At 61.4% G+C, this 14,278-nt stretch carries 14 protein-coding genes and 1 other annotated feature; of the genes, 6 read left to right on the top strand and 8 right to left on the bottom strand.

What is annotated here, in order from left to right:
- Nucleotides 1-187: 187 nt before the first annotated feature.
- Complete coding sequence (locus NYE40_RS04100) at nucleotides 188-1,306, bottom strand: NAD(P)-dependent alcohol dehydrogenase (protein ID WP_228551803.1); 1,119 nt, start codon at nucleotides 1,304-1,306, stop codon at nucleotides 188-190.
- Nucleotides 1,307-1,471: 165 nt separating this feature from the next.
- On the opposite strand from NYE40_RS04100, the gene NYE40_RS04095 reads away from it, so the two are divergent.
- From NYE40_RS04095 to NYE40_RS04070, 6 genes are all read left to right on the top strand, one after another.
- Nucleotides 1,472-1,840: a helix-turn-helix domain-containing protein gene (locus NYE40_RS04095; RefSeq protein ID WP_052333502.1), complete on the top strand. Its 369-nt coding sequence runs from the start codon at nucleotides 1,472-1,474 to the stop codon at nucleotides 1,838-1,840.
- A gap of 226 nt (nucleotides 1,841-2,066) precedes the next feature.
- Nucleotides 2,067-2,300: a binding site (T-box leader), on the top strand.
- Nucleotides 2,301-2,508: 208 nt separating this feature from the next.
- On the top strand, nucleotides 2,509-4,152 hold the full coding sequence (locus NYE40_RS04090; protein WP_101808535.1) for a 2-isopropylmalate synthase: 1,644 nt from the start codon (nucleotides 2,509-2,511) through the stop codon (nucleotides 4,150-4,152).
- A gap of 134 nt (nucleotides 4,153-4,286) precedes the next feature.
- Nucleotides 4,287-4,457 carry a hypothetical protein gene (locus NYE40_RS04085; RefSeq protein WP_156876716.1) on the top strand — a complete coding sequence of 57 codons (171 nt, stop codon included), beginning with the start codon at nucleotides 4,287-4,289 and terminating at the stop codon, nucleotides 4,455-4,457.
- 101 nt (nucleotides 4,458-4,558) lie between these two features.
- Nucleotides 4,559-5,794 (top strand): acyltransferase, encoded by a 1,236-nt coding sequence (locus tag NYE40_RS04080; RefSeq protein WP_339279308.1) that lies wholly within the window; start codon nucleotides 4,559-4,561, stop codon nucleotides 5,792-5,794.
- Nucleotides 5,795-6,291: 497 nt separating this feature from the next.
- Nucleotides 6,292-7,038 carry a hypothetical protein gene (locus tag NYE40_RS04075; protein ID WP_043111710.1) on the top strand — a complete coding sequence of 249 codons (747 nt, stop codon included), beginning with the start codon at nucleotides 6,292-6,294 and terminating at the stop codon, nucleotides 7,036-7,038.
- On the top strand, nucleotides 7,035-7,526 hold the full coding sequence (locus NYE40_RS04070) for a DUF6516 family protein (protein WP_084137491.1): 492 nt from the start codon (nucleotides 7,035-7,037) through the stop codon (nucleotides 7,524-7,526). The genes NYE40_RS04075 and NYE40_RS04070 overlap by 4 nt, the downstream gene beginning before the upstream one ends.
- 76 nt (nucleotides 7,527-7,602) lie before the next feature.
- On the opposite strand, the gene NYE40_RS04065 is transcribed toward NYE40_RS04070, so the two are convergent.
- The 7 genes from NYE40_RS04065 to NYE40_RS04035 form a co-directional block, all read right to left on the bottom strand.
- The gene (locus NYE40_RS04065) at nucleotides 7,603-8,586 is read right to left on the bottom strand and encodes a ring-cleaving dioxygenase (RefSeq protein ID WP_101808533.1); all 984 of its coding nucleotides are present in this window, start codon (nucleotides 8,584-8,586) and stop codon (nucleotides 7,603-7,605) included.
- 18 nt (nucleotides 8,587-8,604) lie between these two features.
- Nucleotides 8,605-9,228 carry an alpha/beta hydrolase gene (locus NYE40_RS04060; RefSeq protein ID WP_180968524.1) on the bottom strand — a complete coding sequence of 208 codons (624 nt, stop codon included), beginning with the start codon at nucleotides 9,226-9,228 and terminating at the stop codon, nucleotides 8,605-8,607.
- 8 nt (nucleotides 9,229-9,236) lie between these two features.
- Complete coding sequence (locus NYE40_RS04055; RefSeq protein ID WP_028600104.1) at nucleotides 9,237-10,187, bottom strand: VOC family protein; 951 nt, start codon at nucleotides 10,185-10,187, stop codon at nucleotides 9,237-9,239.
- A gap of 114 nt (nucleotides 10,188-10,301) precedes the next feature.
- Nucleotides 10,302-10,835 (bottom strand): MarR family transcriptional regulator, encoded by a 534-nt coding sequence (locus tag NYE40_RS04050; RefSeq protein WP_280522975.1) that lies wholly within the window; start codon nucleotides 10,833-10,835, stop codon nucleotides 10,302-10,304.
- A 181-nt stretch (nucleotides 10,836-11,016) separates the two neighbouring features.
- On the bottom strand, nucleotides 11,017-12,000 hold the full coding sequence (locus NYE40_RS04045; RefSeq protein WP_101808532.1) for a C40 family peptidase: 984 nt from the start codon (nucleotides 11,998-12,000) through the stop codon (nucleotides 11,017-11,019).
- Nucleotides 12,001-12,089: 89 nt separating this feature from the next.
- Entirely contained in the window at nucleotides 12,090-13,634 is a 1,545-nt protein-coding gene (locus tag NYE40_RS04040; protein WP_028600103.1) for a cation acetate symporter, read from the bottom strand.
- Entirely contained in the window at nucleotides 13,631-13,969 is a 339-nt protein-coding gene (locus tag NYE40_RS04035) for a DUF485 domain-containing protein (RefSeq protein WP_028600102.1), read from the bottom strand. Before NYE40_RS04035 ends, NYE40_RS04040 begins: the two co-directional genes overlap by 4 nt.
- Nucleotides 13,970-14,278 lie beyond the last annotated feature (309 nt).

The following is a 14,278-nucleotide window of genomic DNA, read 5'->3' as shown; positions in this document are numbered from 1 at the left end:
CCGAATAAATAAATATTATAATATAACCCTTTTCTTGTAAACGTATATTTCTTAAAATGGTAAGTTAGTCTCGGTAGACTTTGTGACTTAGAGGCTATATCATCGGTTTTCCTACATTTTTCGACATTTATTAAGACAACTTTTTTGTCTTCGCTAATGAAATGGGAGGCTAGCACAAACTATCCATTTAAGGTAGAGCAATTTTTCTTCGCAGAAGCTTTTTAGTTGCTTTTTTCGCAGCCTTGTCTGCCTCAGAGGCTGCGGTCGACGGCAGCGGCCGCAGGCGATGCTGCTCCAGCACGATCTTGCCGACATGCTCGCCTGCCGTGAGCCGCGCGAAAGCCTCCTCATACCGCTCCAGCGGGTAGACGCGGTCGATGGCCGGCCGCAGGCGATGCTGCTCCAGCGCGCGGATCATCGCCTCGAACATGTCCCGGCTGCCGACGCTGACCGCTTGCAGGCGCGCCCGGTGCTGGATCGCCGGCACGATGCGGAAGCCCTCGACCGCGCCGCCCGACAGCAGTCCGACGAGGCTGATGCGTCCGCCTTGGCGCAGCGACTCCACCGAACGGTTCAGCGTGTCCGCGCCGCCGACGTCCAGCACATGGTCCGCTCCGCGTCCGCCGGTCAGGCGCAGCACCTCGCGTTCCCACTCCGGGTGCTCCCGGTAGTTGATGCCCTCGTCGGCTCCCAGCTCCCGCGCCCGCTGCAGCTTGTCCTCGCGGCTCGACAGCACGATGACGCGCGCGCCTTGCAGCTTGGCGAGCTGCAGCGCGAACACGGCCACGCCGCCCGTGCCCTGCACGACGACGGTATCGCCAGCCTTCACCCGCCCCTCCTCCACGATCGCCTGCCTGGCGGTCACCGCCGCGCACGGGAGAGCGGCCGCCTCGGCATCGCTCAGATACGCCGGCACGGCGACGAGCGATTGCTCCGGGAATACCCGGTATTCCGAGAACACTCCGTCCAGCGGGCCTCCGAGCGAGCTGGCCCGGCTTTCCACCGTCACCTCGCCGGAGATCCACTCCTGGAAAAAGATGCCGCTGACCCGCTCGCCGACCGCGAACCGGCTCGTTCCGGGTCCGAGCCGCATGATCTCCCCGACAGCGTCGGAGCCGAGCACGAGCGGCTGCGCCAGATCCCAGCCGTATACCCCCTCGATGAATCCGGCATCCCGCGCATTGAGCGACACGGCCCGGATGCGAACCAGCGCTTCCCCTGGCCCCGGCTCCGGAATCGACCGGCTCGCCAGGCTCACTCCCTCCATCCCAAGCTTCCCTTGCAGCTGCAGCGCCTTCATCGTCATCCTGCTCACGCTTCCTCTCTCCGTCCAGCCGCCGGCGGAACGCCTCCTATTCCCGAGTTGCGTTCTCGGGTATGGCCTTCATGCTAGCAGATCGGCTATACTCGGGGTAGAAGGCACTTTGTCGTGCACGGGTTACCCCAATGTGACCTGGGAGGCGTTGGATCGATGAGCAATGCCGAAACATCCGGGCTGGCCGCCAAGCGAAAGCCCGACATCTCGCCCGACCGCTGCGACTACACCAAGTTCCTGGACATCGTCTCGAGCAAATGGAGCGCGCTGATCCTGTACGCGCTGGAAGACGGCCCCGTGCGCTTCGGCGAGATGGGGCGGCGCATCGAGGGCATCTCCAAAAAAATGCAGACCCAGACGCTGCGCCAGCTGGAGAGGGACGGCCTTGTCCATCGCGAGCTGACGCCGCTCGGCCAGTCGCTGATCGGACCGCTGCGCGAGCTGAAGCGGTGGGCTTCGGCTCATCACGGCGAGGTGGTGCAGGCCCGGGACAACTATGACCGAACCTTGGAGCGCGCCGACTGACGGCCGCCTAGCCGGGCGGCTTGGCTGGAGGCATTCCGCCAAATCCGCGCCTCGGTCCGGCCTAGGCCAGAGCTGTCTCTTCTCCGCACTTCTCCGCACTTCTCCGCACTTCTCCGCACTTCTCCGCACTTCTCCGCCTGGCGGGAGCCGCCTCTTTCCCCCCTGCTTGACAACCTTCGAACCGATGGCCTATACTCTTCCCTAATTCAAGCTTTGCTTCATACCTTCAAAAGTCATGATTAGAACCAGTAGGATGGAATCGACCTTTCAGAGAGCCGCCGGGTGGTGCGAGGCGGCAGGAGCGCTCCGTCCGAACTCCTCTATGAACTGCTGCCTGACAACGTAGGGCCAGCCGGAATTCCACCGTTACAGGGATAGATGGTGATGGCCATCGAAAAAGATCATGCCTGCGTTCAGGCATGAATTAGAGTGGTACCGCGGGTTATGCCCCGCCTCTATGCGTAGAGGCGGGGCTTTTTGCGTTCCGGCGGTGAGTGGCGGGGCTCCTGAGCCCCGCCACTCACCGCCGCGAGGCGCGAGAATAGCGCCGGCTCGTCCGTCAGGACGGAAGCCTTGGACGCATGCTGCCGGAAGGATTCCGGGTCCTTCCGGCCCCGCTTCACATACACGGCCTTTCCACCCAACCGAACCCTAAGGAGATGACGAGGATGAACCGCAACATCATCGTACTGGACACGACGCTGCGCGACGGAGAACAGGTGCCGGGAGCGAAGCTCAACATGCCGCAAAAGATCGAGATGGCCCAGCAGCTGAAGCGGCTCGGCGTCGACATCATCGAGGCGGGCTTCCCCGCTTCGTCGCAGGGCGACTTCGAGGCGGTGCAGGCGATCGCGCGCAGCGTCGGCGACTCCGTCTCGATCACCGCGCTCGGACGCGCCGTCAAGAGCGACATCGACGCCGTCTACGAGAGCATCAAGCTCGCGCAGGACCCGCTCATCCATATCGTGCTCGGCACGTCGAACATCCATGTCGAGAAGAAGTTCAGCCGCTCCAAGGAAGCCGTGCTGCAGATGGGCGTCGACGCCGTGCGCTACGCCAAGACGCTGCTGCCTGCCGTGCAGTATTCGACCGAGGACGCCTCGCGCTCGGAATTCGAGTACCTGTGGGCGACGATTGAGGCGGTCGTGAAGGCCGGCGCGACGATGATCAACGTGCCGGATACGGTCGGCTTCGCCGTGCCGGAGGAGTTCGGCGACCTGATCCGCCGCATCAACGAGCGGCTCAAAAACCTCGACGATCGCGTCGTGCTGAGCGTGCATTGCCACAACGACCTCGGCCTGGCGACGGCCAACACGCTGAGCGCGATCCGCGGCGGCGCCGACAAGGTCGAGGTGACGATCAACGGACTCGGCGAGCGCGCCGGCAACACCTCGCTGGAGGAGGTCGTCATGGGGCTGAAGGTGCGGGAGAGCTTCTACCGGGCGCAGACGAACATCAACACGAAGGAGCTGATCCGCAGCTCGCGCCTGCTCACCCATCTGACCGGCCTCGACGTGCAGGTCAACAAGGCGATCACCGGGGAGAACGCCTTTGCCCACTCCTCCGGCATCCACCAGGACGGCCTGCTCAAGGACAAGAACGTGTACGAGATCATGTCGCCCGAGGACGTCGGCGCGGACAGCATGGAGCTCGTGCTGACCGCCCGCTCCGGCCGGCATGCGTTCAAGCATGCGGTGGAAAAAATGGGCTTCGACACCTCGGACGGGGCCGAGTTCGAGGCGCTTTTCGCGCAGTTCCTGGAGCTGGCCGACACCAAGAAGGAGGTGTACGACCATGACGTCTATTACCTCGCCTCCAGCCGGTCCGGCGCGTCCCGCAGCGGCGGCAAGGAGCTGTACGAGCTCGATTCGTTCCAGGTCATCACGAACGACCTGTACCCGACCGCGACCGTGCAGCTGCGCAAGGGCGGCGAGGCGGTGAAGGGCAGTGCCGTCGGCGACGGCCCGATCGACGCGCTGTATACGGTGCTGCGCCAGCTCGTCGGCATCGACGCGGAGCTGAAGGACTACAAGATCAGCAGCCTGTCGCGCGGCAAGGAAGCGATCGGACGCGTCAACATCCGGCTCGCGGTCGGCGGCCGCTCCTACTCCGGCCGGGCGATGGACACCGACATCATCAAGGCGAGCGCAGGCGCGTTCCTGAACGCGGTCAACGCGGCGCTGCTGGACGAGGGGGCCGGGACGACGGCGGAGCAAGCGGCGGCGAACGAGGGCTCGGAGCAGGCGGCAACGGGGCAAGTCGCAGAGCACGCGGCGGCAGTTTCAACGTCGGGGCAGGCGGCAGCGGAGTAGGCAGCGGGGGCATCGTCGGAGCAAGCGGCAGGCGCCGCTGTGACCGGGGACGCGGCGGCAGCGGCGCCATCCGCCTCCGCGGCGGAGTAGCGGCATGGCGGACACGTCCTGGAAGCTGGATCAGGTAACGGAGCATGATTTGCAGGAAGTGCGCGGGGGCATTCCGTTCGGCGCGGGACAAAGCCGACAACCGGCTGGAGCCGGCGTTCGAGCAGGGCGAGACGCTGCAGAGGATCGGCTTCGCCCACGCCGACTGCTGGTTCAAGTGGTTCGATCTCGCCGTGTTCGGCGGCGTGAAGCCGTAGAGTTTCACACAAAGATTCATTAGCATTTCCTCATTTGGGTTTAAAATCCATAATACGGGTGTTAAGGTAAGGTAAAACATTCCGGGTGGACAACGAACGCCATGAACGATGTTTCTTTAGACAACAAGCTCGTCTATTTGGATGGCTTGCGCGGACTGGCGGCCTTTGCCGTCGTGATTTCGCACTACATGCAGGTATTCTATCCCGCTGCGCTCAGCGGCAATCCGCAGCAGGCCCATTCGCAGTGGGATGTCGGGTACGGACAGACTCCGCTCAACCTGTTTTACAACGGCCAATTCGCCGTATGCTTGTTTTTCGTGCTCAGCGGATACGTGCTCAGCGTGCGCTTTTTCAAGCGACAGCTTGATCCGGAAGCTTTTCTCCAATCGCTGCAATCCAGTGCCGTCCGCCGTTACCTCCGTCTTGCCGTGCCGGCTGCGGCGTCCGTAGGCCTTGTCTACCTCGGCTTGATGACGCATGCTTTTCATCTGAAGGACATATGGGAAGCGACTGGGACGGACATGAAAAAGGACTACTATGCTCTGGACCAGCATCTTTACACCGTCATCAAAGCAGCGGTCTTTGATCCGTTTTTCCGCTTTGAAAGCCACCCCTACAATCCCGTCCTGTGGACGATGAGCTACGAGCTGCTGGGCTCATTCCTCATTTTCGGCTTCATCGCCCTGTTTGGACGGGCGAAAAGGAGATGGATCGTCTATGTGGTGCTGTCCCTCGCGTTCATCCAGACTTACTTCGTCGCTTTTCTGTGGGGAATGCTGCTGGCCGATCTGCTCCGTGGCAGATGGATCCGCCGGACGAGGTCGACCCTTCTCGTGCTGGCCGCAGGAATCTATCTCGGTTCAGCGCCTTACATCCCACTGAAGGGAACGATGTACGAGCCGATTGCGGCCACGACCGCCTTGATCAATGGGTGGATTCAGCTCGACCTGGATTCCCGGCTGCTCGCTCGCACCGCAGGCGCGGCCATGATCCTGTTTGCCCTGCAGCGGCTGAAGCTGCTGCAGCTTCTATTGGCCTGGAGACCGTTCGCTTATTTAGGAAAAGTGTCCTTTTCGCTCTACCTCGTCCATTTCACGGTCCTGACGACGTTTTCCGCGTACATGTTCAGCAAGGCGATGGCCCACTTCGGCTACAACATCGCCTATGCGATTACGTTCGCGGCTTCTATGCCGCCCTTGTTCATCCTGTCGCATTTTTACATGAAGCACATCGATCAAGGCGCGATCAAGCTCGCTCGAAGCGTAGAGCGGAAGATGACGGCGCCATCCGCGATGCGCCGCCGAGCGGAAACGGACGACTCTACCCTGTCGGGATGAACGTTTTCGTTAAAAACTCCTTAAAGCGCGAGTTTCCCCACTCGTTCAAGACTATTCAAAGGCTATTCCGCTAGGATTCCATATGCTTCAATGCTTATTGCATTTGAATTTGATTTATAAAGTCGTTTGAACTCCTGTACTCTTTTGGAGGATCATGGACAAAAGCTTGAATCTGACGAGCTGCCAGAGTACGATTCAAAGACTGTATGCTCGAAATAAAACTCCCGTAATAAGCGGATTCAACCTTTTCACATCCCTTCCTTCATCAGCATCAATTAAAAACGAAGCGCCTTCCGAGGAAGACGCTTCTTTTTCATTCCCGACCCTTCAGCCCTTCGCTGTTGGCAGCGGCTTCAGCTTCGCCTCGATCGTTTCGATTCGAGGGGATTTTTTTGGAGGTATTTTAAGTTGTCGTTTTGCATATAACGTTTATTATGGATATTGAAAAATCACAAACAGATGAAGTAAAATGGAAGGAGATGAAGGAGCTGATGCATATGAGCAAGGCTGTCTTTGATTATGCTCAAGAACAAATTGAAATGGCCTATCATGAACAAAATCCAGTTCTGTTGGAAAAAGAAACGGATTATGTTTTCACGAAACTGCTTGCCAGCTTATCCACGTTGTTTCCTGAACAGCTAGTTGGCATTTCCATCAAGCCGTTTTCGTTTTCGACAAGTCATTTATTCTCCTCCACCCATAAAAATAAATTGTTCAAGTGGCTGGATCGCCTGTACCAGTTGGATCTGCCTGCTTCCGACATGGATTTCGGCAAACTGAAGATCGACTTTGAACTTTGGTATTACGAACTGGGCGGCGATTTCATCGAGTTCTCCTACCAGAAAAGCTACTTGATGAAGCCATCTGAAGCAGCAGAAGCGCTTGGCATATCGACCGTCACGCTGCACAAGTACATCAAACAGGGACTGGAATGTTTGGATAACGGATCTCAAAATAAAATCCCTAAACATGCCGTGGAGTTGCTGAAGGATCCTGTTTATGGCGTTCTCATGCAATTGATCGGACAAAAGAAAAAGCGCCTTCATCAAAAGCCTGCCGAACGATTGGGAGAAATTTACAAAGAAATTGCGGAGTACCAAATTCGTTATGGGGCGGCAACGGTTCACGAAGCTTTTGCTGAATATGACGGAGATGAAATGGATGATCCGACCGACTATTACCGATGGAAGGATCTAACGGAAGAAATAACTGAAATTTTAAAAGACACAGGAGGGGGCAAGTGAGGAAAACGAATGCTCCCTCGCTCCTATTCCCTGCAGATATTCCGGAGCTTCTTGAAGAGTTCCATGATCTTTTTCAAACGTATGAAAGATTTCAGGACAGAGAGTCCATCTATGCCGATTTTAGGATGGACCGTAAACGGCTCGAAGTCGTTTTTCCCTTAAAGGAACATCCCATTCATGGAATTACCGGACTGAGGGCTTATGAAAAATACGACGATCAGGGCTGCGTAGAAAAATATGACTATCAATGGAAACGCATCCTGCCTAAAGGCGGCATTCAGGCCACTCATATCTCTTCCTGGGGAAACGAGCCGCATGACGCGCCCGGGACACCTGAGGAATACCGAACTGAGACCGAACCTCATCATCATCACTATGATCCCGCTGATCGAAGGAAACGGAGAGAAAACTGGACGGTCAGAACTTTGCGAGACGCTTTGCTCTTTGTAAAAGAATACATAGATAGCGGCAGGGAGTACACGGGTTGACGGTAGAACCAGCCCGACAGGCAGCAACAAAAAAAGCGCCTTCCTCGGAAGGCGCTTCTTTTTCATTCCCGACTCTTCAGCCCTTCGCCGTCGACAGCGGCTTCAGCCTCGCCTCGATCGCCTCGCGCTTCGGCTCGAGGAACGGGGGCAGCGCCAGCGCCTCGCCGAGGCTGTCCAGCGGCTCGTCGGTGTCGAAGCCGGGACCGTCGGTCGCCAGCTCGAACAGGATGCCGCTGGGCTCGCGGAAGTACAGCGACCGGAAGTAATACCGGTCCACATAGCCCGAGTTGCCGAAGCCCGCCTGCCCGATGCGCTCCACCCACTCGCGCAGCGCCTCTTCGTCCTCGACGCGGAACGCGACATGGTGCACGCCGCCGCGGCCGAGCCGCTCGCGGTCGAGGTCGTGGCGCTCCTCGACATGCACCTCGGCGCCGCTGCCGCCCTCGGCGACTTCGACGACGACGATGTCCGGCTGTCCCGGCACATCGGCCGGGTAGGCGCTTTTGCGGCGGAAGCCCATCAGCTCCGTCAGCACCCGCAGCGTCGGCTCCGCATCCGCCACGGTGAGCCGCACCGGGCCGAGCCCGAGCACGCCGTGCTCCGGCGGCACCGGGCCGCCTTCCCAGGCGACGCCGGCCGGCACGCCGACGTTGCGCTCGTCGGAGACCAGCCGCATGCGCTGCCCTTCCGGATCGCGAAAGTCGAGCGTCAGCTTCCCGTCGCGCTCCTGCGGCTCGTCATGCTCGACGCCGAGCCGGTCGAAGCGGTCGATCCACCAGCCGATCGAGGCGTCGGTCGGGATGCGCAGCGACGTCGTCGAGATGCTGGAGACGCCGTCCCGGTTGCGCCCCATCATCGGGAGCTCGAAGAAGGTCAGCTCCGTGCCGGGATTGCCCTTTTCATCGCCGTAGAACAGATGGTACATGCTCGTGTCGTCCTGGTTGACCGTCTTCTTGACGAGCCGCATGCCCATGACCTGCGTGTAGAAATCGTAGTTGTTCGCCGCTCGGGCCGTCATGGCCGAGACGTGGTGGATGCCTTTAAGTCCGTTTGCCGCCATTGTCGTTTCCTCCTCCGCTCAGTTCTGTCCCGCCTGGCCGAACGTCCGCTTGAACCATTCCGCCGCCGCCCGGGCTTCCGTGCCCGTCAGCTGGTGGCCGTAGTTTTCCCAATGCACCTCGACCTCGGCGCCCGCTCCGCGCAGCAGCTCCGTCAGCTCCTCCGTCTCATGCGGCGGGCAGATGCGGTCGTTCGCTCCCGCTCCGATGAATACCGGCATGCCGCCGAGCGCCGGCAGCTGCAGGCCGCGCCGGGGCACCATCGGGTGATGCAGCGCCGCGCCGCGGAACGACTCCTGCTCATGAAAGATCAGGCTCGCCGCGATGTTCGCGCCGTTGGAGTAGCCGACCGCGACCATATTGCTCCGGTCGAGGCCGTATTCGGCCGCCGCCGCATCCAGGAACGCATGGAGCTCGCCGGTGCGCAGCACGAGATCCTCCTCGTCGAAGACGCCTTCCGCCAGCCGGCGGAAAAAGCGGGGCATGCCGTTCTCGAGCACCTTGCCCCGAACGGACAGCAGCGCCGAATCGGGCGAGATCATCGCGCCGAGGCCGAGCAGATCATGCTCGTTGCCGCCCGTGCCATGCAGCAGCACGAGCGTCGGAGCCGCCGGGTTTTTGCCTTCTTGGTAAACGTGGATCATGTCCAGGCTCATTGTTGTCCCTCCTTCAGCTTGCGGACCTCGATCGGCAGCAAGCCGTCCTCGATCTGCTGGCGATGCGGCTCGTACCAGGACGGCAGCATCAGCTTGGCGCCCATCTCCTCGGCCGGCTCGTCGACCGCGAAGCCGGGAGGATCCGTCGCGATCTCGAACAGGATGCCCCCGCTCTCGCGGAAGTACACGGCGTTGAAATACTGGCGGTCGATGACCGGAGTCGGCTGGAAGCCCGCTGCCGCCGCGGCTTTGCGCCACTCCTCATGCTCGTCGAAATCCTTGGCGCGCCAGGCGATGTGGTGGACCGTGCCCGCGCCGCCATTGCCCCAGTCCATGTCTCCGACCGGCACGTCGATGACGTTGCCGAGCTCGCCTTCGCCGCGGAAGCGGGCATAGCCGTCCTGCTCGCCGTCCGGCGTCAGGCCGAGCGTGCCGACGAGCGTGCGCCGGGTGCCTGCGCTGTCCGTGCTGTAGAGCACGGCGCCGCCGAAGCCCTTGATCGCGCGATCCGCCGGAATGTCCGCGAAGCCCCATGTATTCAGCGGGCCTTCCTCGCGCTCGACGATTTCCAGCCGCATGCCTTCGCGGTCCGCGAACTGCAGGAACGTCTCGCCGAAGCGCTCGGTCCGCCGCGCCTCGACGCCGAAGCCGGCCAGCCGCTCCTCCCAGTACGGCAGCGCGCCGACCGGGACGCTGAGCGTCGTGATGCCGACCTGGCCGCCGCCGATCCGGCCCTTGCGCGAGCCCGGATGCGGGAAGAACGTCAGGATCGTGCCCGGCGAGCCGCCCTCGTCGCCGAAGTACAGATGGTATACTTCCGGCGCGTCGAAGTTGATCGTCTTTTTGACCATCCGCAGCCCGAGCACGCCGGCATAGAAGTCGACGATGCCCTGCGGGTCGGTCGCGAACGCGGTGATGTGGTGGATGCCTTTCGTCACAGGCTTCATGAATGATGCCTCCCTATTATCTTAAAGTTAAAGTATTAGACCTGAAGCGGCGAATTATGCAATGCGCGCGGCGCGGCGGGCAGGAATGCGCGTCTGCGCCCGCCCCTTCCGCTCCTACCCGGCCTCCGCCCCTTTGCCGAGCTTCTTGAGCAGCTCGGACAACTGCCGCTTCTCCTCCGTGTCGAGCGCGCCGGTCAGCCGGTGGATATGCTCCGCGTGGGAGGGAAAGATCGAATCGAACAGCTGCCGTCCCTCGTCCGTCAGCTCTGCGAACGTCACGCGGCGGTCATCCGGAGACGGGATGCGCCGCAGCAGCCCTTTCTTCTCGAGCTTGTCGATGTTGTAGGTGACGCTGCCGCTCGTGACGAGGATCTTCTCGCCGATCTGCTGCAGCGGGATGCGTCCTTTATTGTAGAGGACCTCCAGCACGGTGAACTCGGAAGGCGACAAGCCGTAGCCCTTCATGTCGCGAATCGCCGGATCCATCACGGAGCGGTACGCCTTGGAGAGGACGACGAACACCTTGAGCGAAAGCTCCCGGTCCGCAGCGGCATCCGCTGAGCCAGGCGCCGCGTCTGCGCCCGTCGCTTCTGGCGCGCCGGGTCCCCCTGTCGTTTCGTTCAGCTCCCGATCCATTTCGTCCTTCATGACGGCATCCCACTTTCGTTTCTTCTTTAATTCAAATATCTTAAATTAAAGATAATAGAAATTGCAGCGGTTGTCAACCTTAGCCGCGGCTGCTCCGCGCAGCGATGCTAATTTGGAAAAAGGAGCCGTCCGAGGTCGTCGCGTCGACGCCCGTGGACAGCCCCTCCTTTCAAGGTCCTGCTTAAAGCACCCGCTTCGCGAAAAGGAAGCGGCCTTTCCAATAGTCGTTGAACTCGTCGATGACGACGCCCGGATCGCCGTAGGTGTGGATCATCTTGCCGTTGCCCGCGAAGATGCTGACATGGCCGACGACCTTGTTGCTGTCGAAGCGGCCCGGCGTGTAGAAGAAGAGCAGATCGCCCGGCTGAAGATCGCTTTGGGATACGCTCCTTCCCAGCTGTCCCTGCTCCCTCGACGTGCGCGGCAAGGATACGCCGACCTTCTCGAACACATACTGGGTGAACGACGAGCAGTCGAAGCGCTTCGTGCTCTCGTACGTGCCGCTGCCGAAATCGTACGGTGTGCCGAGGAAGCGGCGCGCGAGCGACAGCAGCTTGTCCGCATCGGCGGCCGACAGCGTGCCGTATCTGCCGCCGATCGTCTGCGGCCGCGACGTTTCGCTCATCTGCATCGAGATGCCGCGCTGCGTGCTGCTCTTGGCGCTGTCCTGGATCGGCGTGAACCGGAGCTCGCGCGACTGCGCGTTCCAGCGCACCGGCGTCTCGAGCAGCGCCGTCAGCGATTCCGCCGACACGCTCGACTTGCCGCCGATCGACTGCGGCGCGGACGGCAGCTGCACGACGCGGCCGCCGCTCATCGCGTTGCGGTCGCCAAGCCGCAGCCGATAGGCCGCGTCGGTATCGCCGATCGCGTAGCCGTCGCGCAGCTCGCGCACCTGCATGTTGAGCGCCCGCGCGGCATGCTCGATCGGCAGCCATACTTGGCCATCCGCGCCCGTCGCCATCGGCACGCCGGTGACGCGCGTCTTTCCGACGACGATCGTGCCCGCTTCCAGCTGCTGCGAGACCTGCTGCATCTTCATGCGCGCCTCGTCGTACGGCCGCTCCGCCTGCGTGCCGCAGCTCGCCGCCAGCGCAGCCGACGCCGCCAGCAGCGCCTTCAGCGCCGCCCTTCGCGCGGCTTGCGGCCGCTTTTCCTTTGCCATGTCCAACACTCCCCGGAGTCAATGTAAGCTCTCTCCTAGGGTGGATCGGATGCGGAAAATTATGCGCGCGCTCCCTGCGGCTGCGGCAGTCAGTTCGACGTCGGCAGCTCCGCGATGCCGGTGTTGGCCTTGACGAGCACCTCGTCGAACTTGGCCTCGTCCGTCCGGGACGAGAAGTACGTGCCGAGGAAGGCGCCGAGGAAGCCGAGCGGGATCGAGATGATGCCCGGGTTGGTCAGGTCGATGAGCGGCGTGCCGACGAGGATCGCCTTGCCCGCGACCGGATTCCAGACGTTCGGGCTGATCATGACGAGGAACAGGGCCGAGATAAGGCCGGTCAGCATGCCGGTGACCGCGCCGGCGGTGTTGAACCGCTTCCAGAACACGGTGAACAGGATGACCGGCAGGTTCGCGCTTGCCGCGACGGCGAACGCCAGCGAGACGAGGAAGGCGACGTTCAGCTTCTGCGCGAACAGCGCCAGGAGGATCGAGACGATGGCGACGCCGACGGAGGCGTACTTGGCCATGCGCACCTGCTCCTTCTCCTTGGCCTTGCCTTTGCGCAGGATATGGTTGTAGAAGTCATGCGAGAAGGCCGAGGCGGCTGACAGGACGAGTCCCGCGACGACCGCGAGGATCGTGGCGAAGGCGACAGCGGAGACAAAGGCGAACAGGAACTCGCCTCCGAGCACCTTGGCGAGCAGCGGCGCGGCCATGTTGCCGGCGGCGTTGGCCTCGACGATCGCGGCCTCGCCGACGAAGGCGGCTGCGCCGAAGCCGAGGAACAGCGTCATGACGTAGAAGACGCCGATGATCCAGGTCGCGACGACGACGGACTTGCGCGCGGTCGGCGCGTCCTTGACCGTGAAGAAGCGGATCAGGATATGCGGCAGGCCGGCGGTGCCGAGCACAAGCGCCAGGTTGAGCGAGATCGTGTCGAGCCCGTTCGTGAACTTGTTGCCCGGATTGAGGAACGCCTCACCGAGGCCGGTGGCCGTCTTCATCTCGGTGAACATATGGCCGACGTTGAAGTCGAACTTGGCGAATACGATGAGCGAGATGATGAGCGTGCCGGCCATGAGCAGCACGCACTTGATGATCTGCACCCAGCTCGTCGCCGTCATGCCGCCGAAGACGACGTAGACGGTCATGAGCACGCCCACAATGAGCACGCTCGTCGTATAGTCGAGGCTCGGGATGAGCAGGGCGATCAGGCCGCCCGCGCCGACGAGCTGCGCGATCATGTAGAAGATCGAGATGACGATCGAGTTGAGCGCGGCGACGCCGCGGATCTTCGCCTGGTTGAAGCGCGCGGCGATCATGTCGGCCATTGTGTAGCGGCCGAGGTTGCGCAGCGGCTCGGCGACCAGGTACAGCACGACGAGATAGGCGACGAGGAAGCCGATGCTGTAGAAGAAGCCGTCGAAGCCGAACAGCGCGATCATGCCGGCGATGCCGAGGAACGAGGCCGCGGACATGTAGTCGCCCGCGATCGCGAGCCCGTTCTGCCAGCCGGTCAGTCCGCCTCCGGCGGTGTAGAATTCATTGGCGGTCTTCGTTTTTTTGGAGGCGTAGTAGGTGATGACGAGCGTGCCGAGCACGATCAGCAGGAACAGCAGGAACGCGGTGTTCATGACGTCTTCCGTCCTTTCTTGTCCGGGGCTTGGCCGCGCTCGGCGACCTCGGCCTTGATGGCTTCGACCATCTCATCGAAGCGGGCGGCCCTGCGGGTGTAGATGATGCAGAGCGCCCACGTCATGATGAACTGCGCGCTGGCGAGCAGCCACGCCCAGGAGACGGGACCGACGGCCGGCTCGTTGAGCACGGTCGAGAAGGCGGTCAGGAGCGGGAGCGTGAAGTAGAAGGCCAGGAAGAAAACGCTCATGGGAAGCAGAAACTGTTTCTTCTTGCGAAGCAGCCTGCGGAACGAATCCGAATGGGCTACATCCGTGTACGTCAGTTTGGACACCGGACTTCCTCCTTTATGAAAACGCTTCCCTATAACTATAGCGAGCGTCGGGCGAAGAAGGAACGGGGTCGGCGCGAAACGTCGGAATCGGGGCGCGAACGGTTGGAAATTCAAACTTGACTCGCCAGCGAGCGAACACAGCGTCCTGGCCGCATTAGGGTCAAGAATGATCCTGCAGGGAGGGCCACGCTGTGCGCCAGGCGCGCTCCGCCAGCCCCGCCGCCCATCGCGACGAGCGAGTCGGGCGTTCCCATTCGCCTGCTCCGCCAGCTAATGATACTCACAGCCCTTATTCCTTCCGATTCGCGC

It is taken from the genome of Paenibacillus sp. FSL W8-1187 (assembly GCF_037965485.1).
Taxonomy (GTDB): Bacteria; Bacillota; Bacilli; order Paenibacillales; family Paenibacillaceae; genus Paenibacillus_O; species Paenibacillus_O pasadenensis.
This window is presented reverse-complemented; position numbering and strand designations above follow the sequence as displayed.

Bases quoted from the DNA above. Each gene is read 5' to 3' on its own strand.
- NYE40_RS04090 (WP_101808535.1), top strand. From the start codon at position 2,509: ATGAACCGCAACATCATCGTACTGGACACGACGCTGCGCGACGGAGAA.
- NYE40_RS04050 (WP_280522975.1), bottom strand. From the start codon at position 10,835: ATGAAGGACGAAATGGATCGGGAGCTGAACGAAACGACAGGGGGACCC.
- NYE40_RS04075 (WP_043111710.1), top strand. From the start codon at position 6,292: ATGAGCAAGGCTGTCTTTGATTATGCTCAAGAACAAATTGAAATGGCC.
- NYE40_RS04065 (WP_101808533.1), bottom strand. From the start codon at position 8,586: ATGGCGGCAAACGGACTTAAAGGCATCCACCACGTCTCGGCCATGACG.
- NYE40_RS04080 (WP_339279308.1), top strand. From the start codon at position 4,559: ATGAACGATGTTTCTTTAGACAACAAGCTCGTCTATTTGGATGGCTTG.
- NYE40_RS04060 (WP_180968524.1), bottom strand. From the start codon at position 9,228: ATGATCCACGTTTACCAAGAAGGCAAAAACCCGGCGGCTCCGACGCTC.
- NYE40_RS04040 (WP_028600103.1), bottom strand. From the start codon at position 13,634: ATGAACACCGCGTTCCTGCTGTTCCTGCTGATCGTGCTCGGCACGCTC.
- NYE40_RS04100 (WP_228551803.1), bottom strand. From the start codon at position 1,306: ATGACGATGAAGGCGCTGCAGCTGCAAGGGAAGCTTGGGATGGAGGGA.
- NYE40_RS04085 (WP_156876716.1), top strand. From the start codon at position 4,287: ATGATTTGCAGGAAGTGCGCGGGGGCATTCCGTTCGGCGCGGGACAAA.
- NYE40_RS04095 (WP_052333502.1), top strand. From the start codon at position 1,472: ATGAGCAATGCCGAAACATCCGGGCTGGCCGCCAAGCGAAAGCCCGAC.
- NYE40_RS04055 (WP_028600104.1), bottom strand. From the start codon at position 10,187: ATGAAGCCTGTGACGAAAGGCATCCACCACATCACCGCGTTCGCGACC.
- NYE40_RS04045 (WP_101808532.1), bottom strand. From the start codon at position 12,000: ATGGCAAAGGAAAAGCGGCCGCAAGCCGCGCGAAGGGCGGCGCTGAAG.